This window comes from Streptomyces sp. NPDC044044, from assembly GCF_056434405.1.
On sequence record NZ_JBWKFG010000008.1, the window covers coordinates 24,596 to 50,516 of the forward strand.

A 25,921-nucleotide genomic window follows, 5' to 3' on the forward strand; every position below is an offset into this window, starting at 1 on the left:
CGTGGGCAGAGGGGTTCACCCCGAGGGATTCACCCCGGCCGGGGTGAATCCCTCTGCCGGTCAGCTCGCCGCGTACTTCTGGAGGAACAGCGCCTCCGCGACTGACAGCCGCTCCAACTCCTGAGGGGAGACGCTCTCGTCGACCGCGTGGATCTGCGCCTCGGGCTCGCTCAGACCGATCAGCAGGATCTCTGCACGGGGGTAGAGCGCGGCGAGGGTGTTGCACAGCGGGATCGAGCCGCCCTGCCCGGCGTACTGCATCTCCTCGCCGGGGTAGGCCTCGCCCATCGCCTCCGCCATCGCCGCGTACGCGGGGCTCGTGGTGTCCGCACGGAACGCCTGGCCCTGCCCGATCTGCTCGGTGGTCAGTTGCGCGCCCCACGGCGTGTGCGCCTCCAGGTGCGCCTGCAGCAGCTTGGTGGCCTCGGCCGCGTCCACGCCCGGCGGCACCCGCAGGCTGATCAGCGCACGCGCGGCCGCCTGCACGGACGGCGTCGCGCCGACCACGGGCGGGCAGTCGATGCCGATCACGGTGACGGCGGGGCGGGCCCAGATGCGGTCGGCGACCGTGCCCTTGCCGATGAGACCGACGCCGTCGAGGACCTTGGCGTCCTTGCGGAACGTGCCCTCTTCGTACTGAAGCCCGTCCCACACCTCGTCGCCCGTGAGCCCGTCGACCGTCGTCGAGCCGTCCTCGGCGCGCAGCGAGTCGAGGACGCGCACCAGCGCGGCGAGCGCGTCCGGAGCCGCGCCGCCGAACTGTCCCGAGTGCAGATTGCCCTCAAGGGTGTCGATGCGGACGCGCAGGAGGGTCATGCCGCGGAGCGTCGTCGTGACCGTCGGCAGGCCGACACGGAAGTTGCCCGCGTCGCCGATGACGATCGTGTCGGCCGTGAGGAGGTCGGGGTGCTCCTCGGCGTACCGCTCGAGACCGCCCGTGCCCTGCTCCTCGGAGCCCTCGGCGATCACCTTGACGCTCACCGGGACACCGCCGTTCGCCCTCAGGGCGCGCAGCGCGAGCAGGTGCATCAGGATGCCGCCCTTGCAGTCGGCGCTGCCGCGTCCGTACCAGCGGCCGTCGCGCTCCGTCAGCTCGAACGGCGGGCTGGTCCACGCCGCCTCGTCGAGCGGCGGCTGTACGTCGTAGTGCGCGTAGAGCAGCACCGTGGGAGCGCCCTCGGGGCCGGGCAGCAGGCCGTACACCGACTGGGTGCCGTCCGGGGTGTCGAGCAGGGCCACGTCCTGGAACCCCTCGGTGCGCAGCGCGTCCGCCACCCAGTTCGCGGCGGCCTCGCTCTCGCTCCTGGGGAACTGGTCGAAGTCCGCCACCGACTTGAAGGCCACCAGTTCAGTGAGCTCCGCCTTCGCCTTCGGCATGAGTGAGGCGATGGTCTCGGCGATCGGATCCGGCGACATGGGCACGCTCCTCGTAGGTGCGACGTTGTATGTATGTGGGTGTTGTGATCCTCCCACAGGAGGGTGCCGGAGGTGCCCGCCGTAGGATGCCTTGGAAAGCGCGGCCAACAGCTGGATCGGGAGCGGTAGACCAACGTGAGCAGCGAGAACTCAGCGGACGACGCTCAGTACGTGTGGGACGTCGTCGTGGTGGGAGCAGGGCCCGCCGGGGCGTCGGCGGCCTATGCGGCAGCCGTCGCGGGACGCAGTGTCCTCGTCCTGGAGAAAGCCGAACTGCCCCGGTACAAGACGTGTGGCGGCGGCATCATCGGCCCCTCGCGTGACGCGCTCCCGCCCGGGTTCGAACTGCCCTTCAGGGACCGGGTGCACGCGGTGACGTTCTCCCTGGACGGCAAGTTCTCCCGCACCCGCCGCTCGAAGCAGATGCTCTTCGGGCTCATCAACCGCCCCGAGTTCGACCAGCAACTGGTCGAGCACGCGCAGAAGGCGGGCGCCGAGGTGCGCACCGGCGTCACCGTCGCGCGCGTGGAGCAGCACGGCTCCGCGGTGCCGGACCGGCGCACGGTCGCCGTGGTGCTGCAGGGCGGCGAGACGGTGCTCGCCCGCGCGGTCGTCGGGGCCGACGGCAGCGCGAGCCGCATAGGAGCACATGTCGGCGTGAAGCTCGACCAGGTGGATCTCGGTCTGGAGGCCGAGATCCCGGTGCCGCAGAGCGTCGCCGAGGACTGGGCGGGCCGGGTGCTCATCGACTGGGGCCCGATGCCGGGCAGTTACGGCTGGGTGTTCCCCAAGGGCGACACGCTCACCGTCGGGGTCATCTCCGCGCGCGGTGAAGGCTCCGCCACCAAGAGGTACTTGGAGGACTTCATCGCCCGCCTCGGCCTCGCGGGCTTCGAGCCGAGCATCTCCTCCGGCCACCTGACGCGCTGCCGCAGCGACGACTCGCCGCTCTCGCGCGGCCGGGTCGTGGTGTGCGGTGACGCGGCGGGGCTCCTTGAGCCGTGGACTCGCGAGGGCATCTCCTTCGCGCTGCGCTCGGGGCGCCTCGCGGGGGAGTGGGCGGTGCGGATCGGCGAGGCGCACGACGCGGTCGACGCCCGCCGCCAGGCCCTGAACTACGCCTTCGCCGTCAAGGCGGGACTCGGCGTCGAGATGAGCGTCGGGCGGCGCATGCTCACCCTCTTCGAGCGCCGTCCGGGCGCGCTGCACGCGGCGATCACCGGGTTCCGGCCCGCGTGGAACGCGTTCGCGAGGATCACCCGCGGCTCGACGACGCTGGGCGAGCTGGTGCGGAACCATCCCCTGGCGGGACGGGCACTGAGCGCGCTCGACCGGTAGGCCGAGGCCGGGCAGGACCGGCGGACGCGGCGCGCTCGCGGCCGCTCGGGCTCACTTGGTGACGGTGACGCGGAAGACGGGGTGGTCGGCGGCGGCCGCCTCGATCTCCGCGTCCGTGGACTTGGCGGTGACGCCCTTGAAGTACTGGTTGACCTCCCAGCCCCACTTCTCCAGATAGCCGCGCAGGAGCGGCAGCTTCTCGGCGTCCGCGACCTCCTCGACCGTGAACGCGCGGACCTTGCGCCCCACGCGCAGCTCGCCGCCGCCCGCCACGCGGATGTTGCGCACCCACTGCGAGTGCCCACGGGCCGAGACCAGGTACTGGGTGCCTTCGTACGTGAACGGGTTGACCGGGATGCGCTGCATCTGTCCGCTCTTGCGGCCCCGTACGGAGAGCTCGGCCGACCCCATCAGGCTGACGCCGCGCCGCGCCAGCCAGCCGATCATGCTGTTGAGCCGCACGTTCAGGGGGCTGCCCTTGAGGTAATAGGGGGCGGGGGAGCCGGAGGAGGACGCCGAGGACGAGGTGGGAGACATGGTGACCGCCAGAGTCGGGAGAAGTTCCGAGAGCACTGCTCTCGCTTAAGAGCAGTGTGCACGAGATCGGTGCCCCATTTCAAGAGCGGTGCTCTCGAAAATGTGCGGCGCTCTTGAATCAGTGCGCCGCTCCCGTTTTAGCGCACTGCTCCGAAACCGTGGCACACTGCCCGTATGAGTAGTGCCACCAGCGGGGCCAGGGCCCGCGCCCGAGTCGAAGTCACCGCCGCCATCAAGGACGAGGCGCGCAGACAGCTGGCGGCCGACGGCGCCGCCAAGCTCTCGCTGCGCGCCGTGGCCCGCGAGCTAGGTATGGTCTCGTCCGCCCTCTACCGCTACTTCCCCAGCCGCGATGAGCTCCTGACCGCCCTCATCATCGACGCCTACGACTCCCTTGGTGCCGCAGCCGAGGGCGCGCACGCCGAGGTCGCGTCGGCCGGACCCGTGCGGCGCTGGACGGTCGTGTGCGAGGCCGTGCGGTCCTGGGCGCTCGCGCATCCCCATGAGTACGCCCTCATCTACGGCTCGCCCGTCCCCGGCTACAGCGCGCCCGCCTCCACGATCGAAGCCGCGGCCCGCGTCGGGCTGCTGCTCATCGACATCGTGCGCGACGCCCATCAGGGGCGCGGAGTCGCCGTGCGGCCGCTGCCGGGCGGGCTGCGGCCCGAGGCCGAGCGCATGGCCGCGGATCTGGCGCCCGATCTGCCGCCCGCGGTGATCACGGCGATGGTCGCGGCGTGGGCCCAGCTGTTCGGGCTCGTGGGCTTCGAGGTGTTCGGGCAGTTCAACCGCGTCGTCGAGGACCGTTCCGCCTTCTTCTCCTACGCGGTCACTCAACTTGCCGACGGTGTGGGCCTGTTGGAGCAGAAGTAGCCTCCGGCCCCCCTTGAGTGGCGGCCCCCCTTGAGGGGCGGCGAGCGCGCTCAGGCCGCCGGTACGGGAGCTGACGTCCGCGTGGTGAGGAGCTCCGGGTCCTGGCGCAGCATCCGCTCGTGCAGGGAACGCAGTGCGGGGCCCGGGTCCGCGCCCATGGCGTCCGCGATCCGGTGCCGTGCCTCCTCGAAGGCGAGCAGGGCGTCCGAGGAACGGCCGGTGCGGTACAGGGCGTTCATCAGGAGCTCGACCGAGCGCTCGCGCAGAGGGTGGGCGGCGACGAGCCTGATCAGTTCGTGGACGTACTCGAAGGAGCGGCCCAGTTCGATCTCCCCGGCGATCCGGGCCTCCAGGACGGTGAGCCGCTTCTCGCGCCACCGGAGCCGTTCCGCCGCCAGATACGGGGCGTTGAGACCCTCCGCGAACTCGCCACGCCACAACGCCTCGGCGCGGTCGACGAGTTCGCCCGCGTGGCGCAGCTGCCCCGACTCACGCGCGGCCAGCGCCGCGTCGACCAACTGCCGCCGCTCGCGCAGATCGTCGGCCACGGCGCCGGAGAGCCGGTAGCCGCTGCCGGTCCACGTCAGGGCCGGGCCGCCCGTCGTGCCCGCGGACGCGAAGGCGCGCCGCACCCCGGAGACGTACTTCTGCACGAGATTGCGCACATGAACCGGGGGTTCGTCACCCCACACGGCGTCGACCAGACCCTCGTACGACAGAGGCCGCCCCTCCTGGAGGAGTAGGACCGCGAGCACGGCGCGCTGCTTCGGCGGCCCGAGCGGAACCTCCTCGGCGCCGCGTAACGCCCGCAGCGGGCCCAGCAGTTCGAAGCGCATCCCCGCGGACATCCCCACACCACCCATGCGCCGAGCGTAACCCGGCGCCCGCGCGCACCCGCCCGACCGCGTTCCAGTGGATCTTCCAGCGGTTCTTCCAGTGGCCCCTCCAGCGGTGGCCGCGACGGTGGCGGCACCGGATCCCGTACGGGGATCCCGGGAGAGAGGCAGACAGCGATGCTGACCCGGCTCGGCCGTTTCGTGGTGCGGCGCAGCCGCGCCGTACTGATCGGCGTGGTACTGGCCTTCCTCGGCCTCGGCGTCTACGGAGCCGGCGCCCAGGCCGACCTCGACCTCGCGCGCTGGGACGCGCCCGGCACCGAGTCCGTGCGCGCGGCCGACATCCTGCGCGAGGAGTACGGCACGGGGAACCCCAACCTCGCGCTCCTGGTCACGGCCCGCGACGGCGACGTCGACTCACCGCACACGACGGCCGCCGCGCGCCAACTGGCCGCCGAGGTGCGGGACATCCCCGGCGTCACCGATTTCAGCGCCTACTGGACCGGCAGGAGCCCGGCCCTGCGCGCCTCCGACGGCGAACGCGCCCTGATCCTCGCCCGCCTGGAGGGCAACGCCACTGACACCCGCGAGCGGCTCGCCACCCTTTCTCCTCAACTCGCCCGAACCGCAGCACAGTTGACGGTCTCCGTCGGCGGCCAGGAGGAGATCTCCCGGCAGGTCGGCGAGCAGGCCCGCACCGACTTCCTGCGCGCCGAGATGCTCGCCCTGCCCGCCGTCGTGCTCCTGCTGATCCTCGTCTACCGGCGGACGGTGGCGGCCCTGCTCACCGTCGGCGTCGGGCTCCTCTCGGTCGTCGGCACGCTCGCCGGACTCCGGGCGATCGCGCAGGTCACCGAGGTGTCGACGTTCGCGGCGAATCTCGCACTCGTCCTCGGCCTCGGACTCGGCATCGACTACAGCCTCTTCGTCATCAACCGCTACCGCGAGGAACGGCACGCGGGGTACGCCCAGCCGCACGCCGTGGTCCGCGCGACCGCCGCGGCCGGACGCACCGTGATCTTCAGCGGGGTCACCGTGGCCGTCTCGCTCTGCGCGCTGCTCGTGTTCCCGTTCTTCTTCCTGAGCTCCTTCGCGTACGCGGGAGTGCTCGTCGTCGTGACCGCGGTGGCCGGAGCGCTGCTTCTGCTGCCCGCCGCGCTCGCCCGCTGGGGCCACCGCGTGGAGCGTCCGCAGAACACGTCCGGCGGACTGTGGCAGCGGGTCGCGCTCGCCGCGATGCGCCGCCCGGTCGCCGCGGGCGCGGCCGTGGTCGGCATCCTGCTGCTCGCCGCCTCACCGCTGCTCGGCCTGCGCTTCGGGCTGCCGGACGAGCGGACCCTGCCCACCGGCACCTCGTCCCGCACCACCTCCGAGACCATCCACGAGGAGTTTCCCGCCGAACCTACCGACGCCGTCCAGGTCGTGCTCCGGGAGGCGGCGAGCGCCGGGGCCACGCAGCGGTACGCCGCCGAACTCTCCCGCATCCAGGGCGTGTTCCAGGTGGACGCCCCGACCGGCAGCTACCAGGACGGCCACCGCACCGGGCCTTCGACGATCGCCCCGGGACGCGACGGGTCCCGTATCGCCGTCGTCCCGACCCAGGCGGCGATGCGCGGCGACGTACCCGCCTTCGTCGGCGCCGTCCGCGACACCCCGGCCCCCGCGGCCGCCCTGGTCGGCGGCTACCCTGCCGAGACCACCGACTTCCGCGCCACCCTCCTGGACCGCCTTCCGTACGCCGTCGGCCTGATCCTCGTCGCCACCTTCGCCATCCTCTTCCTGATGACCGGCAGCCTGCTCCTGCCCGCCAAGGCGACCGTGCTCAACCTGCTCAGCCTGTCGGTGATGTTCGGGTGCCTGGTGTGGATCTTCCAGGAGGGCCACCTGTCGGGGCTCCTCGGCTTCACGCCCACCGGGTCGATCGAGCCGAGCATCCCGGTGCTGATGTTCTGCGTCGCCTACGGCCTGTCGATGGACTACGAGGTGTTCATGCTGGCGCGGATCAAGGAGGAGTACGAGCGGGTCGGCGACACGGAGCGGGCGGTGGCGACCGGGATCCGGCGGAGTGCCCCGCTGATCACCGCCGCGGCCGGGATCCTCGCGCTCTCGTTCCTCACGTACGCGACCGGGGGCGTCGTCTTCCTCAAGGAACTGGGCGTCGGCACCGCACTGACGATCCTCGTGGACGCCACCCTCATCCGCGTCGTCCTGCTGCCGGTCGCCATGCGGCTCGCGGGCCGCGCCAACTGGTGGGCGCCCGGTCCGCTGCGCCGGCTGCACCGGCGCTTCGGCCCGCACGAAGTCCCGGAGGGTGACAAGACCCCCGAGGTACTCCAGCGGGAGTACGCGTGATCGCCACGCTCGGCTGACGCCCGCCGCCCACCGCGCGGTCTAGCGTTGCCGTCATGGATGAGCAGCGCGAACACAGGCGCGGCGGTCCGCCCCTGCCCTGGGGCGGACCGCCGGCGTGGCGGCAGGGGCCGCCCTGGTGGAACCGACGCGACGACGCGGGGGACGTCAGCAGGCTGCCCTGGCTGACGACGCTGGCGATCACCGTGTTCGTGCAGGTCGGCTCGAAGTACGCATCGGAGGGCCAGCTCGACCGGGTGGACCTGGACATCTGGGCCCGGCTTCTCCTGCTCGCGGGCACGCTATCGCTCCTGCTGCGCCACCGTCATCCCGTCCCGGTCGCGTACTTCACGGCAGGGTCCGCGCTGGTCTACCTGGGCGCCGGGTATGCGTACGGCCCGGTCCTGATCACGGTCGCCGTCGGCTGCTTCGCCGCGGTCGTCTCCGGGCACCGGCGCGCGGCGTGGGGCGCCGTCGGGATGCTGTGGGCGGGGCATCTCCTTGTCGCGCACTGGCTCTACCGCTGGCTGCCGCCGGACGGCGACAACGCTCGGACCTGGGGCGAGGAGACCGTCGTCGCCGTCTGGGTCGTCGCCATCATCGCCGTGTCCGAGCTGGCCCGCGTACGCCGTGAGCAGTGGATGAAGGAGCGTGCCGAGCGCGCGCGGGCCGCCGAGCGGCGCGCCGACGAGGAGCGCCTGCGGATGGCGCGCGAGCTGCACGACGTCCTCGCGCACAGCATCTCCGTGATCAACGTCCAGGCGGGCGTCGGCCTCGCGCTGCTCGACTCCGATCCCGAGCAGGCCCGCACGGCCCTGACCACCATCAAGGCCGCCAGCAAGGAGGCGCTCGGGGAGGTCAGGCAGGTCCTGGACACGCTGCGGGCGCCCGGTGAGGCGCCCCGGGCCCCTGCCCCGGGGCTCGACCGCCTGCCCGAGCTCGTGCAGCAGGCCGCCAGTACGGGACTCACCGTCGAGGTCGACACACAGGGGACCGGCAAGAAGCTGGCGCCCGGCGTCGACCTCGCCGCCTTCCGTATCGTCCAGGAGGCCCTGACCAACGTCGTACGGCACTCCGGATCGCGGCACGCGCGCGTGCTCGTGCGGTACGAGCCTGCGGCGCTCACCCTGCGCGTGGACGACGACGGCCCCGCCACCGGCGCGGACGCGGGAGGCAGCGGCAACGGTCTTGCCGGGATGCGCGAGCGCGCCGCCGCCCTCAATGGCACGATCGAGGCGGGCTCGCGCCCGGACGGTGGGTTCCGGGTCACCGCCGTACTGCCCACTCGCCCGGCACCTCAGGAGGACCAGTGATCCGCGTACTGCTCGCCGACGACCAGTCGCTGGTCAGGGCCGGTTTCAAGGCGCTGCTCGGCGCCCAGCGGGACATCGAGGTCGCGGGCGAGGCGGCGGACGGCGAGGAGGCGGTGCGCATGGTGCGCGAACTGCGCCCCGATGTCGTCCTGATGGACATCCGCATGCCGCTGCTCGACGGTCTCGCCGCGACCCGGAGGATCACCGGCGAGCCGGATCTGAACGACGTGAAGGTCGTCATGCTCACCACCTTCGAGCTGGACGAGTACGTCTTCGAGGCGATCCGCTCCGGGGCGTCGGGCTTCCTGGTCAAGGACACCGAGCCCGAGGAACTGCTGCGCGCCGTCCGCGCGGTGGTCGACGGCGACGCGCTGCTCTCGCCCGGCGTGACGCGGCGCCTGATCGCCGAGTTCGCTGCCCGCTCCAAGGAGCCCACGGGCCCCGAGCCGCTCGGCGAACTCACCGAGCGGGAGCGGGAGGTGATGGCGCTGGTCGGCATCGGTCTGTCGAACGAGGAGATCGCACGGCGGCTGGTCGTCAGCCCGCTCACCGCGAAGACCCACGTGAGCCGGACCATGGTGAAGCTCGGCGCCCGGGACCGCGCCCAACTGGTCGTCCTGGCCTACGAGTCGGGCTTGGTGCGCCCCGGCTGGCTCGGCTGACGCGCCCGCCGGTGGCGCACGAGGACCGTCACCACGGACACGACGAAGACCGTGGCAGCGACGATCGCACCGACCCGGTTGAACGTGTGCTCCGAGGGCGAAGACACACCGAAGAAGTGCGTCGGTGCCGTCACGGCGAAGAAGGCGGCGCCCGCGAGGCTCGTCGCGACGAACAGCGCGAAGCCGATCTCCACGGTGGCCTCGTCCCGCTGGTCCTGCGTCCTTCGCCCCATGTCCCGAGTGTCAGGGGCGAGCCTCCGGTGGGCAAGCAACTGCCCACCGGAGGCTGCCTGTTGATGTCCGGTCCGGTCAGTCGCGGACGGCCACCCGCTCCTCGTCCGCCTCGTGCTGCACGGACTTCACGACCAGGATCGTCTCCTGCGGACGGCGCGTCCGCAGCCCGGTGAGGGTGATCAGGAGTCCGGCGACCGCGATCGCCGTGACCACGATCAGGCCGGGACGGTAGCTGTCGAGCACGGCCTGCGGCGAGGCGTCCGCGCCGTGCGAGGCCGCGGTGATCACGGCGGTGACGACGGCGAGGAAGATCGCGCCGCCCACCTGGATCGAGGTGTTCAAAAGGCCCGACACCATGCCCTGTTCGTCGTCGTGCACGCCGTTGGTGGCCTGGATGTTGAGCGAGGGGAAGACCAGGGCGCACGCGAAGCCGAGCAGGATCATGGACGGAAGGACCATGGAGGCGTACGACGGGGTGAGGCTGACGCGCAGGAACAGGGCGTACGAGGCGACGAGCAGGACGAAGCCCGCGACGATGACCCGCGGTGTGCCGAACCGGTCGATCACCGAACCGACCTTCGTGGACGACAGCGCGACCAGGGCGCCCGCGGGCAGGAAGGCCAGCGCGGTCTCCAGGGCGGACCAGCCGAGCAGCGTCTGGAAGTACTGCGTGGCCAGGAACTGGAAGGAGACGTAGCCGCCGAAGAACGTCATCGCGCCGATCTGCGCACGGAGTTGAGGTCCCGAGCGCAGGACGCCGAGGCGGATCAGCGGGCTCGCGGTGCGCAGTTCGATGCGCACGAAGACGGTGAGCAGCACGGCCGCGGCGAGGAACGACAGGAGGGTGCGGGCCGAGGCCCAGCCGGCCTCCGGTGCCTCGACGACGGTGAAGACGAGCAGCAGCATCGCCGCCGTGCCGGTGACGGCGCCCGGCACGTCGTATCCGCCGGCGTTCTTCTCGCGGGCGCTGCGCGGGATCAGCTTGAGTCCGGCGATCAGCGCGATGACGGCGATGGGCGCGGGCAGCAGCATCGTCAGGCGCCAGCTGGCCTCGGTGAGCAGCCCGGACAGGACGAGGCCCATGGAGAAGCCGGTGGCGGCGCAGGTGGTGTAGATGGTGAGCGCGCGGTTGCGGACCGGGCCCTCGGCGAACGTCGTGGTGATGATGGACAGGCCTGCGGGCGCGGTGAACGCGGCGCTGAGGCCCTTGATGAAGCGGCTGGCGATCAGCAGCGGACCGGAGTCGACGAACCCGCCGAGCAGCGAGGCGAGGGCGAAGACGGCGAGCGCGATCAGGAAGACGCGGCGCCTGCCGAGCAGGTCGGCGGCGCGGCCGCCGAGGAGCAGGAGGCCGCCGTAGCCGAGGATGTAGCCGCTGACGACCCACTGCAGGGTCGAGGTGGAGAGGTTCAGTTCGGAGCCGATGGAGGGCAGGGCGACGCCGACCATCGACACGTCGAGTGCGTCGAGGAACATCGCGGCGCAGAGCACGAGCAGCGTGCCCCACAGACGCGGGGACCAGCGCTCCGGGGACGCGGAGACAGCTGTGAGCGGAGAAGTCATGCGGAGCACAGTACATGCACATGCATTGAGTGCAAGTGCATTTAATTCCGATGCAACAAAGGGGGCATTCTCTGCTACCGTGCGATGTCATGGCGGCGAAGAAGGCCGAGCAAGGGCTCGTGGACCAATGGCGCGACATCCTCGCGGTGCACGCACGCACCCTGTGCGAACTCGACAACGCCCTGCGTGAGCACGGCCTCGGGGCCAGCGACTTCGAGGTCCTCGACGTGCTCTCCGAAGGCGCCGCGGCGGACGGTGACTGCGCCTACCGCGTGCAGGACATCGCGGGCCGGGTGCACCTGAGCCAGAGCGCGCTGTCCCGCCTCATCGGCCGACTGGAGAAGGACGGCCTCGTGGAGCGCGCCATGTGCAGCGAGGACCGGCGTGGGGTGCGGGTCGTGCTCACCGGCAAGGGGCGCGAACTGCACGCGGAGGTACGGCCGCTGCAGCGCGCGGTCCTCGGCCGGATGCTGGCGGAACGCGGCTCCAAGTAGCCCTGAGCACAAGTAGCCCTGAGCGCAAGTAGCCCGGGTGCAGGCACCCCGGGTGCACGTACCCCGGGTCTCACACGCCCGAGGTCTCGCTCCACAGGGTGCTCAGCGCGGTGTCGCCGGTGACGTGCGGGATCGGCGCGCGGTTCCACAGTGCGAGGTAGAGGTGTTCGGCGGGCCCCGAAAGCTCACACTCGGCCGGACCGTCGTCGCCCCGCTCCGTGACCGGCGGTTCCGGGGACAGGTGCACGGTCCACACGGCGTCCGCGCCCGCGTCCGTCGCCCGTACGCGCAGGACCCGGGGCTCCTGGGTGCGCACCCTGCTGCGGGCGCGCGCGTGAAACCCGCGGAGCAGCTCATCGATCCCGTCAGCGGCGAACTCCGTACCGATCGGCGACGGCGCACCCCCGCGCGCGGACTCGGCGTCCACGCGGTGGACGGCCGTCTCGTTCGCCTGCCGCCGGGCCCAGAACGCGAGGGGGTTCGGAGCGGGCAGGAACGCCCAGCACCGCACGTCCGGTGCGGCGGCGCGCAGCGTGGCGACCAGGTCGCCGTGCGCCTGCCGGTACCAGTCGAGCAGGGCCGCGCCGTCCAGGTCCGGCGGGTCACCGATGGGCCGCGGCGAGGTGTGCTCGTCGGCGACGAACGCCGCCGCCCAGCGATGCACCGCTCCCGTGTGCCGCAGCAGATCGCGCACGGTCCAGTCGGGGCAGGTGGTCACCTGGGCGCTCGTCCCGGCGGCTTCGGCCGCGCGGGCCAGCAACTTGCCTTCCGCGTCGAGGATTTCCAGGTGTTCGGCGATCTCCATACCGGCAGTCTTCATACGAGGGATTGTGCCGGATGGGGAGTCGCCCGAGGCGGCCGATCGTCGCGGCGCCACCACCGTTCTTGGTGCGCGGTCCGTGGCGCCGATGTGCCGGTCACGGAGGACGACAGGGCGCAGGGGGCCACGGTTTCCAGTCGTTGCGAGCGCCGCCACTGTGCGGCGTTTTTCCCGGTTTGTGAGGTGCTTGATGAGTAGGTTGCTGGATTCCTGCGATACGACTGTGTCGGCGAGCTACCGGCTGTTCGGTCTTGTCGACACGACCGTGGGGGCGGAAACGTTCGACGATGACGCGGACAGATCGAAGTGGCTGCTCCCCGGGCCGGTCCTGGTGTATCTGCAGGTGCCGTCGGAGGTGGGCATGACGGTGATACGTCTGGAGTCGTGGACCACTGCGCCGGCGCCGCCGCCGGGTCAGTGGGCGGGGGCACGGGGAGGTCGACGTGGACCTTCCGGAGGGTGAGCTCGGTCTGCAGACCGTCGACGGCGGGCTGACGGAGATCCCGCTGGTGTTGCCGTCGCCGGGCACGTACCGGATGCGGTGGCAGTGGGCGTTCAACCCCGACACGGGTCCTTTGACCTCTCCTCTGCCGGGTTGTTCCGACGCGCTGCCCACGCCTGCCGGTCACGAAGCCGCCCTGGGTGGGGAGGATCAGTTCTGCCCGCCCAGGCGCCCAGGCGACGGCCTGCTTCCTGGTTCTCCGTCAGCGGCGGGTGGTGTAGCCGATTGCCGCGGCGAGGGCTGCGAGTACGGCGACGCTTGTGAGGGCCGTGGGCAGGGTGAACCAGTCGGCCATGAATCCGATGGCGGGCGGGCCGAGGAGCATGCCGCCGTAGCCGAGGGTGGATGCGGTGGCGACGCCGTTGGGGCCCGCGTGGGCGCCGGCGCGTTCGACGGCGACGGGGAAGATGTTGGCGAGGCCGAGGCCGGTGATGGCGAAGCCGAGGAGGGCGAGCCATGTGGTGGGGGCGAGTGCGCCGAGAAGCATGCCTGCGGCGGCTATGGTGCCGCCGCCCACGAGTATCGGGGTCTGGCCGAGGCGTTCGAGGAGGGTCGTTCCGCTGAGGCGGCCGATCGTCATGGCGAGCGCGAAGCAGGAGTATCCGGCGGCTGCCATGCCCGGGTGGGCGTTCAGGTCCTGTTCGAGGTGGAGGGCGCCCCAGTCGGCGAGTGCTCCTTCGCCGTACGCCGTGCACAGGGCGATGAGGCCGAAGACGATGACCAGACCGCGGGTGCCGCCGTCGAGGCGCCGCGGGGCGCTGTCCTCGCGGCGGACGTCGCTCGGCGGGGCCGGGGGCCCGAGGCGCAGCAGGATGCGCCCTGTCACGGCGGTGACGATCAGGCCGATCACGGTGAGTGCGAGCAGGTGGCGCGTGGGGGAAAGGGAGCCTGCGATCAGCCCGCCGAGCCCCGCGCCGACCATGCCGCCCAGGCTGAACGCCGCGTGGAAGCTGGGCATGATCGGGCGCCGCAGGGCGGCCACCAGGTCGACGGCGGCGCTGTTCATCGCGACGTTGATCCCGCCGTAGGCGGCCCCGAAAACCAGGAGCACGAGCCCGAGCGCGAGCGCCGAATGCGTCAGCGGCGGCAGCGCGATGCTCAGCGCCAGCAGCACCCCGCAGACCACCGTCACCGGATGGCTGCCGAAGCGGCGGCAGAGCCGTCCGGTGAGCGTCATCGTGATGACGGCGCCCGCCGAGACGCCGAGCAGCGCGAGCCCGAGGTCACTGGCTGATGCGCCGGTCTGTTCCTTGATGGCGGGGATACGGACGACCCACCCGGCGAAGATGAAGCCGTCGAGCGCGAAGAAGACGGTGAGTGCGACACGGAGCCGGGCGAGGCCCGGGGGAGTGGCCCGCGACGCTGCGGACGTGGTTTTGTTTAGGAGCGGCACAAAGTCAGAGTAGGGGTGTGCCCCCATGGCGTACAAGACAGTTCCTGTGAGGCGGCGGTCACCGGTATGCGGAAGGTTCTCGTGAGGCGGCGATCGCTGATGAGCGGAAGGTTCGCGTGAGGTGGCGGTCACTGATGTGCGGAAGGTTCGCGTGAGGTGGCGGTCACCGATGTGCGGAAGGTTCTCGTGAGGCGGCAGGGGAAGGGCGGCGGAAGCGCGGTGCACGAGCAGATGACGAGTGAACGGCGAGGCGGCGTACGGATCATGGGAGACTCGCCCTCATGAACGGCAAGGCTGCCTCCCGTACCGAGGGGGATCTGTCCACGCGTACGCGCCTGGAGCGTGGGCGCGGCGCGCTCGGTCCCGCCCTTGAGCTCGTCCACACCGGACGCGCCCCGACCCGTGCCGTGCTCACCGCCGAACTCGGCGTCACCCGAGCCACCGCGGGCGCCGTCGCCGCCGAGCTCGAGGCGCTCGGCCTGATCAGGATCGACGCGCGGCCGAGCGCGCCCGCGGGCTCGCAGGGCCGCCCCTCGCACGGGCTTTCCATCGCGGAGGACGGCCCCGTGGCGCTCGCCGCGCAGGTGCACTCCGACGGGTTCCGGGCCGCCCTCGTCGGGCTCGGCGGCCGGATCGTCGCCACCGCGCCCGGCTGCGAGACGATCGACGCCGACCCGGCGCAGGTGCTCGGCTCGGTCATCGACGCTGGTGCGCAACTGCTGCGGGAGACGGGCAGGCGGTGCGTGGGCGCGGGCCTCGCCGTGCCGTCGGCCGTCGCCGAACCGGAGGGCACCGCGCTCAATCCGCTGCACCTGGCGTGGCCCGCGGGATCGCAGGTGCGCCAGATCTTCGCCGACTGCGTACGGGACGCGGGCATCACGGGACCCGCGTTCGCCGCCAACGACGTCAACCTCGCCGCGCTCGCCGAGCACCGGCACGGCGCCGGGCGCGGAGCCCGCGATCTGCTGTGCGTCGCGACCGGGCACCGGGGTGTGGGCGGTGCGCTCGTCCTCGACGGGCGCCTGCACACGGGCAGTTCGGGGCTCGCGCTCGAGGTCGGCCACCTCACCGTCAATCCGGAGGGCCGCCCGTGCCACTGCGGGAGCCGGGGCTGCCTGGACGTCGAGACGGACCCGCTGGCCTTCCTCACGGCGGCGGGCCGCGAGCCCGGCCCCGAAGGGCTGTTGCAGCAGGCTCGCGAGCTGCTCCGTGACGCGGGCGGCGACCCGGCGGTCCGATCGGCAGCCGAGGAGCTGATCGACCGCCTCGGCCTGGGGCTCGCGGGCCTGGTGAACATCCTCAACCCGGACCGCATCATCCTGGGCGGCCTGCATCGCGCGCTCCTGGAGGCCGACCCCGAGCGGCTGCGTGCCGTCGTCGCCGACCGGAGCCTGTGGGGGCGCAGTGGCGGCGTACCGATCCTGGCCTGCACGCTGGACCACAACAGCCTGGTGGGGGCCGCCGAGCTGGCCTGGCAGCCAGTGCTCGACGACCCCCTCGGGGCGCTGGGCTAGACGCTCGCGGACTCCTGCGCGGTCTGCTGCCTGGACTCCTGCGCGGGCTCTTTCGCGGACTGCTGTGCGGACTGCTGCGCGGACTGCTGCGCGGACTCCTTCGTGGCCGGGCTGTCCGGTGCCTCAACTGCCCTTGCGGCGGGCGTTGTTCGGTCGCCGCGCAGCTTGCGCATCCGCTTCAGGTCGGGAAGCAGCGTGACGAGGCCGAGTGCGGCGAGGGCGGCGCCGATCCAGAGCGGCGCCCGCAGGCCGAACGTATCGATGGCGGGTCCGCCGACGGACGTGGCGATGATGATCCCGAGGGTGATGAACGAGGAGTGGACGGTGTTGACCAGCGGTCGCGCGTTGCCCGCGCGCTGTACGCGGGTCACCAGGGCCGGGTTCATGGTGACCCCGACCAGGCCGATGCCCATCATCAACACCACGGCGGCCACACTCAGTTGGGCGAGGAGGGCGAATCCGGCGAGGAACGCCAGATTGAGCAGCAGGCCGGTGAGCAGGACGGGGACGGTGTGCTTGTCGGCGAACCGGCCGACGATGGTGTTGCCGATGACGGTGGCCGCTCCGTACGCGATGAGCAGCAGGGGAACCGTACCCGTGGAGAATCCGGTGACCTCGGTGAGGATCGGGTTGAGGTAGCTGAAGGCGGAGAACGTGGCGCCGATGATGAAGGTGCTGGTGGTGAGGGTCAGCCAGAGGCGAGGATTACGGAAGGCGCCGAGCTCCTGGCGGAGGTTGCCGCCGTCGTCGTCGGCGCGCTCGATGCGGGGCACCCCGACGAGGGTGGCGAGCGCGGCGAGAACGGTCAGGACGGTGATGGCCCAGAACGCCGCGCGCCAGCCCAGGTGTTCACCGATGACGGTGGAGAGCGGCAGGCCGAGGAGCGTGCCGAGCATCAGACCGTTGAGAGCCACCGCGATGGCCCTGCCTCGCACTTCGGGACGGGTGAGCTGTGCGCACAGCGAGATGGAGACGCCGAAGAAGGCCTGCGATGCGATGCCGGTGATGACGCGGGCCACCAGCATGGTGCGGTAGTCCGGGGCGAGGGCGGCGAGGACGTTGCCCGCAAGGAAGATGCCGAACAGGACTATCAGTGCTGACTTCTGACGCATCTTCAGCAGCGCGATGGTGAGGAAGGGCCCGCCGAAGGCCATCGCAGCGGCGAAGGCGGTGATCAGGTATCCGATCTCCGGAATCGTGGCATCGAGTCCGTCGGCCATCTGCGGCATCAGGCCGGCGACCACGAACTCGCTGGTCACCATGGCGAAGATGCCGAGGGCCAGGAGATAGACGGCGCGGGGCATGGGGGCTCCTGTCAGGGGTGGGGGTGGAGAGAGGTGGAGAGGGGGTGACGGGTTATGTACTGAGCAGTTCAAAATGAAGGCGTGCGGGATTGCTGCCGGGGTGAGGAGAGGGTCGGGCAGTCGGTGGGGCGTGGCGTCGGTGGGTCAGGAAACCGGTGGGTGGGAAAGCCGACAGGTCAGTGGTTCGGCGGGCCAGCGGTTCGCAGGGGCAGGGGTTCAGCGGGTGAGCGCGTCCAAGGCGGTCTCGGCGATGGCGGTGAGGGCGGCCCGATCGGCGCCGCCCTGAGCGGCGATCCGCATGCCGCCGATGATGGCGTTCAGGAAGCGGGCCAGATCGACCGCGTCCCGCGTGGACGTGATGTCGCCGCCGCTCTGTCCCGCACGGATGACGGCGCTGATCGCGGCCAGCCGCATCGCGAGGTCATGCGCGAGCATCTCAGCGGCCTCGGGATCGCGCCCGGCGAGCTCCACGGTCGTGTTGACGGTCAGGCAGCCGATGCTGTGCCCGTCCTTGCGGCACTCGAACTCGGAGCCGACGATGCGGGCGAACAGGGCGCGGAGGCGGTCCATCGGGAGCCGCTCCGTGTCCTCCAGGATTGCGACCTGGATGGATGTCATGGAGTCGATGTAGCGGGCGAGGGCTCGCTGGAACAGCTCGTGCTTGCTGCTGAAGGTGTTGTAGATGCTGCTGCGGCCCAGGCCGGTGGCGTCGCACAGATCCTGGGTCGAGGTGGCCTCGTAACCATTCGCCCAGAAGGCGTGCATCGCCGCGTCCAGGGCCCGCTCCTCGTCGAAGGTTCTCGGCCGGGCCATGTCGGTACGGTACCTGTTTTGGAACGGCCAGTGCAATACGCGACTGAAGGGATATCTGAGGGGTCCCTGAGGGGCCCTTGAAGACTCCTGGGGTTTTCGGTGTTACCTCTTAAACGCCTCTACTGGTAACGTCGATCTCCCGGGCAACAAGACGACAGGGCGGACTGCGAGTTCCGACCAGCAGGAGGTACCAGTGACCTGGCACTTGGCGGAGAGGTTCGAGACGTCGGACGGGTGCGTGAGGTGGGCATCGTTCGGTGAGGGCGACCCGATGGTCCTCCTGCACGGCTCGCCGTTCTCGTCGTACATCTGGCGCGAGATCGCCCCCGCCCTGGCCCGCACGCGCAAGGTGTACGTCTGGGACCTGCTCGGCTTCGGTCAGTCGGAGCAGCGGGAGGGGCAGGATGTCGGGCTCGCGGCACAGGGAAGGATCTTCGCCGCTCTCCTCGCGCACTGGGGCGTGTCCCGCCCCAGTGTCGTCGCGCACGACGTGGGCGGTGCGGTGGCGCTGCGGGCGCTGCTTCTGGAAGGTGCGGAGTACGGGGACCTCACGCTGGTGGACGCGGTCGGCGGGGGCGCGTGGGGGACGGGCTACTTCAAGCTCATCCGCGAGAACGCGCACGTCTTCGAGCAACTCCCCGACTATGCACACGAGTCACTGGTGGCCAGCCACCTCCGCCACGCCACGCACACCGGCTACAAACCAGGCGTACTGGACGCGTACATCGCCCCGTGGCGCGGCACGCAGGGCCAGGCGGCGTTCTACCGTCAGTACCGCCAGTTCGCGCAGTCCCACACGGACGTGCTCGAGCCCCTCCTCGGCAACGTGACCGTGCCGACCCGCATCATCTGGGGCAGCGAAGACCGCCTGCTGCCACCGGAGTTCGCCGAGTTCCTGCACACGCGCATCCCGCACGCCGAACTGTCCTGGGTGGACGGCGCGGGCCACACGATCCAGGACGACGCGCCTGCGCGGCTGCTTTCGCACTTGGCGGCGGACTTCCGGGCCGAGGTCGTCTGAGCGGTCGGCCTGCTGGGCGCGGACGCGGGGTGGCGCGTCGCGGGGTGGCGAGGGGCGGCGGCGGGTGGCGAGGAGAGGCGGCCGCTCCCTACGCCCACTCCACCGCGAACGCCCGCCCCGGATTCACCGTCAGCATCCGCTCCACCACGTCCTTCCCCACGGCGAGTTCGAGTCGCGGTCGCACCCTGCGCAGCAGGTAAGGCAGCCCGGGGCCGCCGTTCGTCGCGCGTGCCCCGGATGTCGTCGTGTCGCCGCCCAGGAGCAGCTGGTCCGCGAAGCCTGCCTCGGTCAGAGTCTGTACGGCTTCCGGCATGCGCCAGTCCGTGGCGTGGTGGGCGCGGGACGGGCCGTCGAAGGCGAGGTACGCGCCGGCTTCGGCGGCCTGGCGGTGGATCGCGAGGTCGGGGGAGCGGTTCAGGTGGCCGAGGATCACCTTCCTCGGGGGCACGTCCAACTTCCCGCACAGCAGGTCAAGTACGTCCAGCGTGCCCGTGCCCAGTTCCAGGTGGACGGCGATGGGGGCGCCGGTCGCGTGGTGGGCCTCGGACGCCGCCTCCATCGTCCAGCGGGCGTGCGCGTCCAGGCCGTGGAAGCCGCCCGCGACCTTGATCAGGCCCGCCCGTACGCCGGTGTCGGCGATGCCCTCGGTCAACTCCCGCACGAAGAGGTCTGCGAGCCCTTCGGTCCTCAGCCGGACCAGCAACTCTGTTGTGTAGTGGGCTGCTTGGTGCAGGCCCGTGGCCGCGACGACGTGTACGCCTGCCGTCCGGGACAGCATGGGCAGGTCGCCCGCGTGACGCCCCATCCTGTACGGCGTCCACTGAATCAGGCTCTCGCCGCCCGCCTCACGGAAGGCCGCCAGTTCCTGCTCCGCCGCTGTGGTCGAGTCGAGTTCCTGGCCAGGGAGTTGAGGGCTCGTCAGAAAGAGGTGGTCGTGGGCGTCGCAGATTCCGAGGTCCTCGGGTGCGACGTCTCCCAGCACCGTACGCACCGCGCGACCTGTGTCGACCGTACGAACTGCGTCGACCGCACGATCCGTGTCGATCGCACGATCCGTGTCGACCGTGCGATCCATTTCGAGCGTGCGATCTGTGTGGCCCGCGCTCACCACTGCTGCCCACCCGGGAGGAGGTCCCGCTCAGGAGCGGACAGGTGCAGGACCTGGAACACGTCGCCCTCTCCCTTGGGGGAGTCGTGGTCCCAGACGGAGAAGAGCAGTGCTTCCCATGTGCGTGGGTCGATTGCCGTCGCGGCGTACACGGCCCCCTCCCGCTGCGCCAAACGCCCTGCCTCCTCGGCGAGTTCGACGGCCAGGCCGCCCAGGTGGGTGCGGGCCGGGATGCGCATCCGGCGTCGTACGGCGGACTTCGCGGGCGCGCCCGACGCCGACCCTTCGGCGAAGGCGAGGCCCGTCCAGTGCTGCACGTCCGGTCGCCCGAAGTCGTCGACGATGCCCTGGAATCCGGGGCCCCAGAGGAAGGAGTTCATGCCCTCGGGGGTGTTCCAGAGGTAGAACGGCGCGTACTGGTTCACGGGGGAGTCGTCGACGCCGCGCTCGCGGATCAGGTACGCCTTGGCGCCGAGGCCTGGGTAGCCGTCCAGCAAGTGGCCCTTGGTCGCCACCCGGTTGCGGATGATGCCCATGTCGTAGTCGGCCGGAAGCGTGATCTCGTACTGCATCGCGTGCATGGTGGTTCGCTCCTTGGGCTCATGCCGCCGGGTGTTGGTCCGCAGCCACCGCGTACTCGTCCGCGCCCACGTGCGCGTGCCAGTGCGTGGTCGTGCCGTCTCCCATCGCCTCGACGACCGCCAGATGTGTCATGAAGGTGCGGGGCGTGGCGCCGTGCCAGTGCCATTCGTCCGGCTCGATCCAGACGGTGTCTCCCGCGCGGATCGTCTCCGCGTCGCCGCCCTCGCGCTGCACCAGGCCCTCACCCTCCAGGACGTGCAGGACTTGGCCGTGCGGGTGGCGGTGCCAGGCGGTGTGCGCTCCGGGGGCGAAGCGGACGTTGAACATCCGTAGCCGGGAGGGGGCCGGGGGCGCGGCGATCTCGTCCAGCCACACCGTGCCGGTGAAGTTCTCGGCGGTGCCCGCCTTGCTTTCGGGACGGTTGCGAGTGATGCGCACGCTGTTCAATTCCTTTGCGGGGGAGGGATAGTGGCCGTCACGGGGAGGGGCGGTGGCACCTACGGAGTAGGGCTGGTGGCGGCGAACAGGAGGGCCAGCAGGCCTCGTACGCCGATGTCGAAGGCCGCGGGCGAACCCGAGGCGCGAGCCAGCACATAGCCGCCCTGGACCGTGGCGACGACCGCCGCCGCGATCGCCTGCGCGTCGAGCGTGGCCGCGAACTCACCCCGCTCCTGCCCCTCTTGGACGATTCCGGCGATCCGGTCGCGCAGCCAGTCGAGCGTCTCGGTGAGTGGCGCCCGCAGCTCGTCGCTCGCGACGACATCCGGGTCCATCGTCAGCCGCCCGACGGGGCAGCCGCGCAGTACGTCGCGCTCGCGCAGGAGGTACGCCTCGATGCGTTCGTACGCCGATCCGGTGCCGCCAAGGACTCCGTCGGCCGTGGCGCGCATCTCCTCCGCCGTGCGCCGGATCGCGGCGAGCGCGAGGTCGGGCTTCCCGGCGAAGTGGTGATACATGCTGCCTTGCCCGGCGCCCGCGTGCTGCTGGATCGCCTTGGGGCTCGTACCGACGTAGCCGCGCTCCCACAGCAGTTCGCGGGTGGACTCGATCAGGCGCTCCGGAGTGCTCATGAACGTACTGTACATACTAGTAGGTACAGAGGTCTAGGCGGCGGCCGCCGCTGGCCGCGCGCGTGGCCGCGTGGCCTGTCATCGCCCCCCGCCGGTGCCGCCACTCCAGCCCTGTTCGTACCAGTAGGTACAAGGTTGGCGCGGCCAATCTGACCCGTACGTACTAGTAGTTACAAAGCTGGCGCCGCAGCCAGCGCAGCCCATCCAGACCTGTACATACCAGTATGTACAGACCCCATCCAGCCGCCCCCAGCCCCGCCGGGAGCAGCCCCGCAACCCCCACGTACTCCCGCAGTGGTACACGCACTGCCGCTGGCGGTACGACGACTCGGACCCCCTCGGAGCGCGAGTCTCAAGACATCGCACAACACACCGCAGACATCGCTCCCGAGGAGATGGACACCATGAACACCCTGGCTCACTTCGATGGCGGGCCCGGCCCGTGGATCCTGTTCTTCCCGCTCATCTGGGCGGCCGTAGTGATCGGCGGCATCACCCTCCTGCGCCGCACCGTATGGCGCGGGCGCCGGGCTCCGTGGCAGCGGGACGGCGCCGAACGCAACGTACGCATCGACGAGAAGTCGCCCATCGCCGTGCTCGGCCGTCGCTTCGCCTCCGGCGAGATCGACGAGGACGAGTACTGGCGGCGTCTGTCCGTCCTGAACGAGGAGTTCGGGCGTACGTCCAAGGGCGGTGCGGCATGACCACCGCGACCGGACACCGCGGCACCACCACCCTCGACGCCGCCCGCGTCACCGAGGCCGTCAAGGTCTACGGCAGTGGCGACACCGCCGTGCGGGCCCTGGACGGGGTGAGCGTCGGGTTTCCCGCCGGGCGCTTCACCGCGATCATGGGCCCGTCGGGCTCGGGCAAGTCCACCCTGATGCACTGTGCCGCAGGCCTCGACACCCTCACCTCGGGGGCCGCCCACATCGGCGACACCGAGCTGGGCGCGCTCGACGACCGACGCCTCACGCTGCTGCGCCGCGACCGCATCGGCTTCGTGTTCCAGGCCTTCAACCTGGTGCCGACGCTGACCGTGGCCGAGAACATCACGCTCCCGATGGACCTCGCAGGCAGGCGTGGTGACGGTGCGGCGGCGGAGTGGACCGACGCCCTCATCGACGTGGTGGGGCTGCGCGACCGGCTCCACCACCGGCCCGCCGAGCTCTCCGGCGGTCAGCAGCAACGCGTCGCCGTGGCAAGGGCGTTCGCCGGTCAGCCCGATGTCGTCTTCGCCGACGAACCGACCGGCAACCTCGACTCGCGCTCCGGCGAGGAGGTCCTGCGCCTGCTCGGCCGCGCGGTGCGGCAGATGGGCCGCACGGTCGTCATGGTCACCCATGACCCGGTGGCCGCCGCCCACGCCGACGAGGTCGTCTTCCTGGCCGACGGCCGTCTCGTGGACAAGATGGCGGACCCGACCGCCGACAAGGTCCTTGACCGGCTCAAGGCCTTCGACACGAAGGCCTCGGCCGCATCCGGCACCACCGCATCCGCTGCCACCGCATCCGGCGGCACCACACCAGCAGGTACCACCACACCAGCAGGTACCACCACACCAGGCACCAAGGGGGCGCCATCATGAGTTCCTTGAGCGCCTCCGCGCGCATCAGTCTCTCCTCGCTGCGCGGCCACAAGCGGCGCTTCGCGGGTACGTTCCTCGCGGTCATGCTCGGTGTCGCCTTCCTGGCGGGCACGCTCGTCATGGGCGACACCCTGCGCGGCAGCTTCGACACGATGTTCGGCAACGCGACGAGCGGCACCGACGCCGTCGTCCGCAGCGCGGACACCATCACCACCCCCGACGACAGCCAGGGCACCCGGCAGCCCGTCAAGACCTCGCTCGTCGAGAAGATCGAGCGGACCGATGGCGTCGCCGCCGCGGCGCCCGCCATCCAGGGCGCGGGCCAGCTCCTCGGCAAGGACAAGGAGCCCATCGGCGGCGAAGGCCCGCCCACCCTCGCGGGCAACTGGATCGGCGACAAGGAGCTGAACGCCTACCAGCTGGCCGAAGGCCGCGCCCCCGCCAAGTCCGGCGAGGTCGTCGTCAACCGAGGCGCCGCCGAATCCGGCGACCTGAAGATCGGCGACACCACCACGTTGCGCACCCCCGACCCCGTCAAGGTGACGATCGTGGGCCTCGCGACCTTCGGCGGCGAGGACGGCATGGCGCAGACCACCTTCACCGGTATGACGCAGGCCGACGCCGAGAAGTACCTGACGCCGAAGCGCGGCGAGGCCGCGACCATCCAGGTGCGGGCCGGACCCGGCGTGAGCGAGCAGGAACTCGTCGATGCGCTGAGTCCCGTACTGCCCAAGGGAGTTGAGGCCATCACCGGCGAGGCGTCGGCGGCGGAGAACACCGACAACATCTCCGGTCAGTTCCTGACGCTCTTCACCAGCTTCCTGCTTGTCTTCTCCGGCGTCGCCCTGCTCGTCGCCACCTTCAGCATCCACAACACCTTCGCGATCGTCGTCGCCCAGCGCACCCGCGAGAACGCCCTCCTCCGCGCACTCGGCGCCTCGCGCCGGCAGGTCACCGCCTCCACCCTGGTCGAGGCGAGCGTGGTCGCCGTGGTGGCGTCCGCCGCGGGCCTCGCGGGCGGCATCGGGATCGCGGCCGGGCTTCAGGCGCTCTTCCCGGCCATCGGATTCCCCTTCCCCGAGGGCGACTTGGTGATCAGCGGCCTGTCGATGCTGCTGCCCCTGGCCGTCGGCATCGTGGTCTGCCTCGGCTCCGCCCTGCTGCCCGCCGTCCGCGCCGGGCGCACCGCACCCCTGGCCGCGCTGCGCGAGACCGCGGTCGACCACTCCGGGGCATCGCGCGGGCGCGCCGTCTCGGGCTCGGTCCTCGCGCTCGCCGCCGTCGGTCTCTCGCTGACCGGCGTCCTGGTCAGTCCGTCCGTGTGGCTCGCAGGGGCCGGGGCGGTCCTCGCGCTCGCCGCGTTCGTCGTGCTCGGGCCGGTCGCCTCCTCGCGGGCGGTACGGATTCTCGGCGGGCCCCTCGACCGGCTGCGCGGCGTCACGGGCGGGCTCGCCCGGCGCAACGCCCTGCGCAGCCCCAAGCGGACCGCCGCCACCGCGAGCGCCCTGATGATCGGTGTCGCCGTCGTCTCGCTCTTCACGGTCTTCGGCGCCTCGCTGAAGGCGACCATGGACCAGACGGTGAACCGCTCCTTCGCCGGCGACCTCGCCATCAGCACTCCGGGCTTCGGCGCTGGCGGCAGCGGACTCAGCCCCAAGCTGGCCCCGGCGCTCGCCGAGCAGCCCGAGGTCGAGACCGCGGTCGGTCTCGGCAAGGGCGCCGCGGAGGTCGACGGGGAAGGGCGCGCCCTGACCGTCACCGACCCGGGCCCCTTCGCCAAGTCCTTCGACCTCGGCAAGGTCGAAGGGTCGCTCGACGACCTCGGCACCAACGGCATCGCGATCACGCGCTCGGAGGCCGAGAAGCAGGACCTGAAGGTCGGCTCCAAGGCCGAGCTTGCCTTCACCGACGGCAAGAAGGCGACCTTCACCGTCCGCGCGCTGTACGGCGAGTCGGAGCTCGCGGGGGACTACGTCATCACGCGTGAGGCCTGGGCGCCGCACCGCATGCAGGACGCCGACAGCCTCGTGTCCGTCACGTTCAAGGACGGCGTGAGCGCGGCCGACGGCAAGGCGGCGGTCTCCAGGACGGCGCAGGAGTACGGCAATCCGGATGTGCAGACCCGCGGTGAGTACGCGCAGTCGGCTGCGGGCGGCATCGACATGATGCTCACGCTGGTCTACGCGCTGCTCGCGCTCGCCGTCCTGATCGCCCTGCTCGGCATCGCCAACACGCTGACCCTCGCGATCCACGAACGGACCCGTGAGCTGGGCCTGTTGCGTGCGGTCGGGCAGACGAGGGCGCAGCTGCGGGCCATGGTCCGCTGGGAGTCGGTGCTGGTCGCCGCCTTCGGCACGGCGGGCGGCCTGGTGCTCGGCGGCTTCCTCGGCTGGGTGCTCGTCAAGGCCTCGGACGGCGCGACGAGCAGTGCTTTCGCGTTCGCGGTGCCGCCGGTCCAGCTTGCGGTGGTCGTCCTGGTGGGCCTGGCGGCGGGAGCCCTCGCGGGTCTGCGTCCGGCACGGCGGGCCGCACGCCTGGACGTGCTGCGTGCCATCGCCACCGAGTGACGTAGGACGCCCGGCCTGCGGAGC

The 25,921-nt window shown here is 71.3% G+C and carries 24 protein-coding genes; 11 read left to right on the plus strand and 13 right to left on the minus strand.

Annotation, left to right across the window (positions count from 1 at the left end; translation table 11 throughout):
- Positions 1–60: 60 nt before the first annotated feature.
- Entirely contained in the window at positions 61–1,416 is a 1,356-nt protein-coding gene (locus tag AC07AG_RS28235; protein WP_478758840.1) for a M20/M25/M40 family metallo-hydrolase, read from the minus strand.
- 135 nt (positions 1,417–1,551) lie between these two features.
- Between AC07AG_RS28235 and AC07AG_RS28240 the strand changes: the two genes are divergently transcribed.
- The gene (locus AC07AG_RS28240) at positions 1,552–2,754 is read left to right on the plus strand and encodes a geranylgeranyl reductase family protein (protein WP_478758842.1); all 1,203 of its coding nucleotides are present in this window, start codon (positions 1,552–1,554) and stop codon (positions 2,752–2,754) included.
- Between the two features lie 51 nt (positions 2,755–2,805).
- Here AC07AG_RS28240 and AC07AG_RS28245 read toward each other — a convergent pair whose 3' ends face one another.
- Complete coding sequence (locus AC07AG_RS28245; protein ID WP_478758844.1) at positions 2,806–3,291, minus strand: nitroreductase family deazaflavin-dependent oxidoreductase; 486 nt, start codon at positions 3,289–3,291, stop codon at positions 2,806–2,808.
- 174 nt (positions 3,292–3,465) lie between these two features.
- On the opposite strand from AC07AG_RS28245, the gene AC07AG_RS28250 reads away from it, so the two are divergent.
- On the plus strand, positions 3,466–4,164 hold the full coding sequence (locus AC07AG_RS28250) for a TetR/AcrR family transcriptional regulator (RefSeq protein ID WP_478758846.1): 699 nt from the start codon (positions 3,466–3,468) through the stop codon (positions 4,162–4,164).
- A gap of 50 nt (positions 4,165–4,214) precedes the next feature.
- Here AC07AG_RS28250 and AC07AG_RS28255 read toward each other — a convergent pair whose 3' ends face one another.
- Positions 4,215–5,027: an AfsR/SARP family transcriptional regulator gene (locus AC07AG_RS28255; protein ID WP_478758848.1), complete on the minus strand. Its 813-nt coding sequence runs from the start codon at positions 5,025–5,027 to the stop codon at positions 4,215–4,217.
- A gap of 150 nt (positions 5,028–5,177) precedes the next feature.
- On the opposite strand from AC07AG_RS28255, the gene AC07AG_RS28260 reads away from it, so the two are divergent.
- From AC07AG_RS28260 to AC07AG_RS28270, 3 genes are read left to right on the plus strand one after another with little or no spacing between them, the layout of a single operon-like run.
- Positions 5,178–7,352, plus strand: a complete 2,175-nt coding sequence (locus AC07AG_RS28260; protein ID WP_478758850.1) for an MMPL family transporter — start codon at positions 5,178–5,180, stop codon at positions 7,350–7,352.
- Between the two features lie 53 nt (positions 7,353–7,405).
- Positions 7,406–8,662, plus strand: a complete 1,257-nt coding sequence (locus AC07AG_RS28265) for a sensor histidine kinase (protein WP_478758852.1) — start codon at positions 7,406–7,408, stop codon at positions 8,660–8,662.
- On the plus strand, positions 8,659–9,324 hold the full coding sequence (locus AC07AG_RS28270; protein ID WP_478758853.1) for a response regulator transcription factor: 666 nt from the start codon (positions 8,659–8,661) through the stop codon (positions 9,322–9,324). The genes AC07AG_RS28265 and AC07AG_RS28270 overlap by 4 nt, the downstream gene beginning before the upstream one ends.
- Here the strand turns inward: AC07AG_RS28270 and AC07AG_RS28275 are convergent.
- The gene (locus AC07AG_RS28275; protein ID WP_478758855.1) at positions 9,285–9,557 is read right to left on the minus strand and encodes a DUF6332 family protein; all 273 of its coding nucleotides are present in this window, start codon (positions 9,555–9,557) and stop codon (positions 9,285–9,287) included. The genes AC07AG_RS28270 and AC07AG_RS28275 overlap by 40 nt on opposite strands.
- A 76-nt stretch (positions 9,558–9,633) precedes the next feature.
- The gene (locus tag AC07AG_RS28280; protein ID WP_478758856.1) at positions 9,634–11,121 is read right to left on the minus strand and encodes an MFS transporter; all 1,488 of its coding nucleotides are present in this window, start codon (positions 11,119–11,121) and stop codon (positions 9,634–9,636) included.
- 89 nt (positions 11,122–11,210) lie between these two features.
- Here AC07AG_RS28280 and AC07AG_RS28285 point away from each other — a divergent pair, with 89 nt between their 5' ends.
- Positions 11,211–11,615: a MarR family winged helix-turn-helix transcriptional regulator gene (locus AC07AG_RS28285; RefSeq protein WP_478758857.1), complete on the plus strand. Its 405-nt coding sequence runs from the start codon at positions 11,211–11,213 to the stop codon at positions 11,613–11,615.
- 70 nt (positions 11,616–11,685) lie between these two features.
- Here AC07AG_RS28285 and AC07AG_RS28290 read toward each other — a convergent pair whose 3' ends face one another.
- Together AC07AG_RS28290 and AC07AG_RS28295 are read right to left on the minus strand one after the other, a co-directional pair.
- Positions 11,686–12,420, minus strand: coding sequence for a maleylpyruvate isomerase family mycothiol-dependent enzyme (locus AC07AG_RS28290; protein ID WP_478759379.1), 735 nt, complete (start codon positions 12,418–12,420; stop codon positions 11,686–11,688).
- A gap of 719 nt (positions 12,421–13,139) precedes the next feature.
- Positions 13,140–14,330: an MFS transporter gene (locus AC07AG_RS28295; RefSeq protein WP_478758858.1), complete on the minus strand. Its 1,191-nt coding sequence runs from the start codon at positions 14,328–14,330 to the stop codon at positions 13,140–13,142.
- Between the two features lie 281 nt (positions 14,331–14,611).
- Here AC07AG_RS28295 and AC07AG_RS28300 point away from each other — a divergent pair, with 281 nt between their 5' ends.
- A complete protein-coding gene (locus AC07AG_RS28300; protein WP_249591539.1) occupies positions 14,612–15,844 on the plus strand; it encodes an ROK family protein in 1,233 nt (410 codons plus the stop codon).
- Here AC07AG_RS28300 and AC07AG_RS28305 read toward each other — a convergent pair.
- Positions 15,841–17,148, minus strand: coding sequence for an MFS transporter (locus tag AC07AG_RS28305; RefSeq protein WP_478758860.1), 1,308 nt, complete (start codon positions 17,146–17,148; stop codon positions 15,841–15,843). The genes AC07AG_RS28300 and AC07AG_RS28305 overlap by 4 nt on opposite strands.
- Positions 17,149–17,364: 216 nt before the next feature.
- Positions 17,365–17,961: a TetR/AcrR family transcriptional regulator gene (locus AC07AG_RS28310; protein ID WP_478758862.1), complete on the minus strand. Its 597-nt coding sequence runs from the start codon at positions 17,959–17,961 to the stop codon at positions 17,365–17,367.
- Positions 17,962–18,154: 193 nt separating this feature from the next.
- Between AC07AG_RS28310 and AC07AG_RS28315 the strand changes: the two genes are divergently transcribed.
- Positions 18,155–18,982, plus strand: a complete 828-nt coding sequence (locus AC07AG_RS28315; protein ID WP_478758864.1) for an alpha/beta fold hydrolase — start codon at positions 18,155–18,157, stop codon at positions 18,980–18,982.
- A gap of 88 nt (positions 18,983–19,070) precedes the next feature.
- Here the strand turns inward: AC07AG_RS28315 and AC07AG_RS28320 are convergent, their stop codons facing one another.
- The 4 genes from AC07AG_RS28320 to AC07AG_RS28335 all read right to left on the minus strand — a co-directional run bounded on the left by AC07AG_RS28320 (position 19,071) and on the right by AC07AG_RS28335 (position 21,742).
- A complete protein-coding gene (locus tag AC07AG_RS28320) occupies positions 19,071–19,973 on the minus strand; it encodes a phosphotriesterase family protein (RefSeq protein ID WP_478758865.1) in 903 nt (300 codons plus the stop codon).
- A gap of 113 nt (positions 19,974–20,086) precedes the next feature.
- Positions 20,087–20,671, minus strand: a complete 585-nt coding sequence (locus AC07AG_RS28325; protein ID WP_478758867.1) for a DUF4865 family protein — start codon at positions 20,669–20,671, stop codon at positions 20,087–20,089.
- A gap of 19 nt (positions 20,672–20,690) precedes the next feature.
- Positions 20,691–21,110 (minus strand): (R)-mandelonitrile lyase, encoded by a 420-nt coding sequence (locus tag AC07AG_RS28330; protein WP_478758869.1) that lies wholly within the window; start codon positions 21,108–21,110, stop codon positions 20,691–20,693.
- Between the two features lie 59 nt (positions 21,111–21,169).
- Positions 21,170–21,742, minus strand: a complete 573-nt coding sequence (locus AC07AG_RS28335) for a TetR/AcrR family transcriptional regulator (RefSeq protein WP_478758871.1) — start codon at positions 21,740–21,742, stop codon at positions 21,170–21,172.
- Between the two features lie 404 nt (positions 21,743–22,146).
- Between AC07AG_RS28335 and AC07AG_RS28340 the strand changes: the two genes are divergently transcribed.
- From AC07AG_RS28340 to AC07AG_RS28350, 3 genes are read left to right on the plus strand one after another with little or no spacing between them, the layout of a single operon-like run.
- Positions 22,147–22,446, plus strand: coding sequence for an SHOCT domain-containing protein (locus tag AC07AG_RS28340; RefSeq protein WP_478758873.1), 300 nt, complete (start codon positions 22,147–22,149; stop codon positions 22,444–22,446).
- Positions 22,443–23,330, plus strand: coding sequence for an ABC transporter ATP-binding protein (locus AC07AG_RS28345; protein ID WP_478758875.1), 888 nt, complete (start codon positions 22,443–22,445; stop codon positions 23,328–23,330). The genes AC07AG_RS28340 and AC07AG_RS28345 overlap by 4 nt, the downstream gene beginning before the upstream one ends.
- A 5-nt stretch (positions 23,331–23,335) precedes the next feature.
- Entirely contained in the window at positions 23,336–25,897 is a 2,562-nt protein-coding gene (locus AC07AG_RS28350; RefSeq protein WP_478759380.1) for an ABC transporter permease, read from the plus strand.
- The last annotated feature ends 24 nt before the right edge of the window (positions 25,898–25,921 follow it).

Bases quoted from the DNA above. Each gene is read 5' to 3' on its own strand.
- AC07AG_RS28275 (WP_478758855.1), bottom strand. From the start codon at position 9,557: ATGGGGCGAAGGACGCAGGACCAGCGGGACGAGGCCACCGTGGAGATC.
- AC07AG_RS28245 (WP_478758844.1), bottom strand. From the start codon at position 3,291: ATGTCTCCCACCTCGTCCTCGGCGTCCTCCTCCGGCTCCCCCGCCCCC.
- AC07AG_RS28340 (WP_478758873.1), top strand. From the start codon at position 22,147: ATGAACACCCTGGCTCACTTCGATGGCGGGCCCGGCCCGTGGATCCTG.
- AC07AG_RS28290 (WP_478759379.1), bottom strand. From the start codon at position 12,420: ATGGAGATCGCCGAACACCTGGAAATCCTCGACGCGGAAGGCAAGTTG.
- AC07AG_RS28265 (WP_478758852.1), top strand. From the start codon at position 7,406: ATGGATGAGCAGCGCGAACACAGGCGCGGCGGTCCGCCCCTGCCCTGG.
- AC07AG_RS28280 (WP_478758856.1), bottom strand. From the start codon at position 11,121: ATGACTTCTCCGCTCACAGCTGTCTCCGCGTCCCCGGAGCGCTGGTCC.
- AC07AG_RS28255 (WP_478758848.1), bottom strand. From the start codon at position 5,027: ATGGGTGGTGTGGGGATGTCCGCGGGGATGCGCTTCGAACTGCTGGGC.
- AC07AG_RS28235 (WP_478758840.1), bottom strand. From the start codon at position 1,416: ATGTCGCCGGATCCGATCGCCGAGACCATCGCCTCACTCATGCCGAAG.
- AC07AG_RS28300 (WP_249591539.1), top strand. From the start codon at position 14,612: ATGAACGGCAAGGCTGCCTCCCGTACCGAGGGGGATCTGTCCACGCGT.
- AC07AG_RS28285 (WP_478758857.1), top strand. From the start codon at position 11,211: ATGGCGGCGAAGAAGGCCGAGCAAGGGCTCGTGGACCAATGGCGCGAC.
- AC07AG_RS28260 (WP_478758850.1), top strand. From the start codon at position 5,178: ATGCTGACCCGGCTCGGCCGTTTCGTGGTGCGGCGCAGCCGCGCCGTA.
- AC07AG_RS28305 (WP_478758860.1), bottom strand. From the start codon at position 17,148: ATGCCCCGCGCCGTCTATCTCCTGGCCCTCGGCATCTTCGCCATGGTG.
- AC07AG_RS28250 (WP_478758846.1), top strand. From the start codon at position 3,466: ATGAGTAGTGCCACCAGCGGGGCCAGGGCCCGCGCCCGAGTCGAAGTC.
- AC07AG_RS28325 (WP_478758867.1), bottom strand. From the start codon at position 20,671: ATGCACGCGATGCAGTACGAGATCACGCTTCCGGCCGACTACGACATG.
- AC07AG_RS28335 (WP_478758871.1), bottom strand. From the start codon at position 21,742: ATGAGCACTCCGGAGCGCCTGATCGAGTCCACCCGCGAACTGCTGTGG.
- AC07AG_RS28345 (WP_478758875.1), top strand. From the start codon at position 22,443: ATGACCACCGCGACCGGACACCGCGGCACCACCACCCTCGACGCCGCC.
- AC07AG_RS28310 (WP_478758862.1), bottom strand. From the start codon at position 17,961: ATGGCCCGGCCGAGAACCTTCGACGAGGAGCGGGCCCTGGACGCGGCG.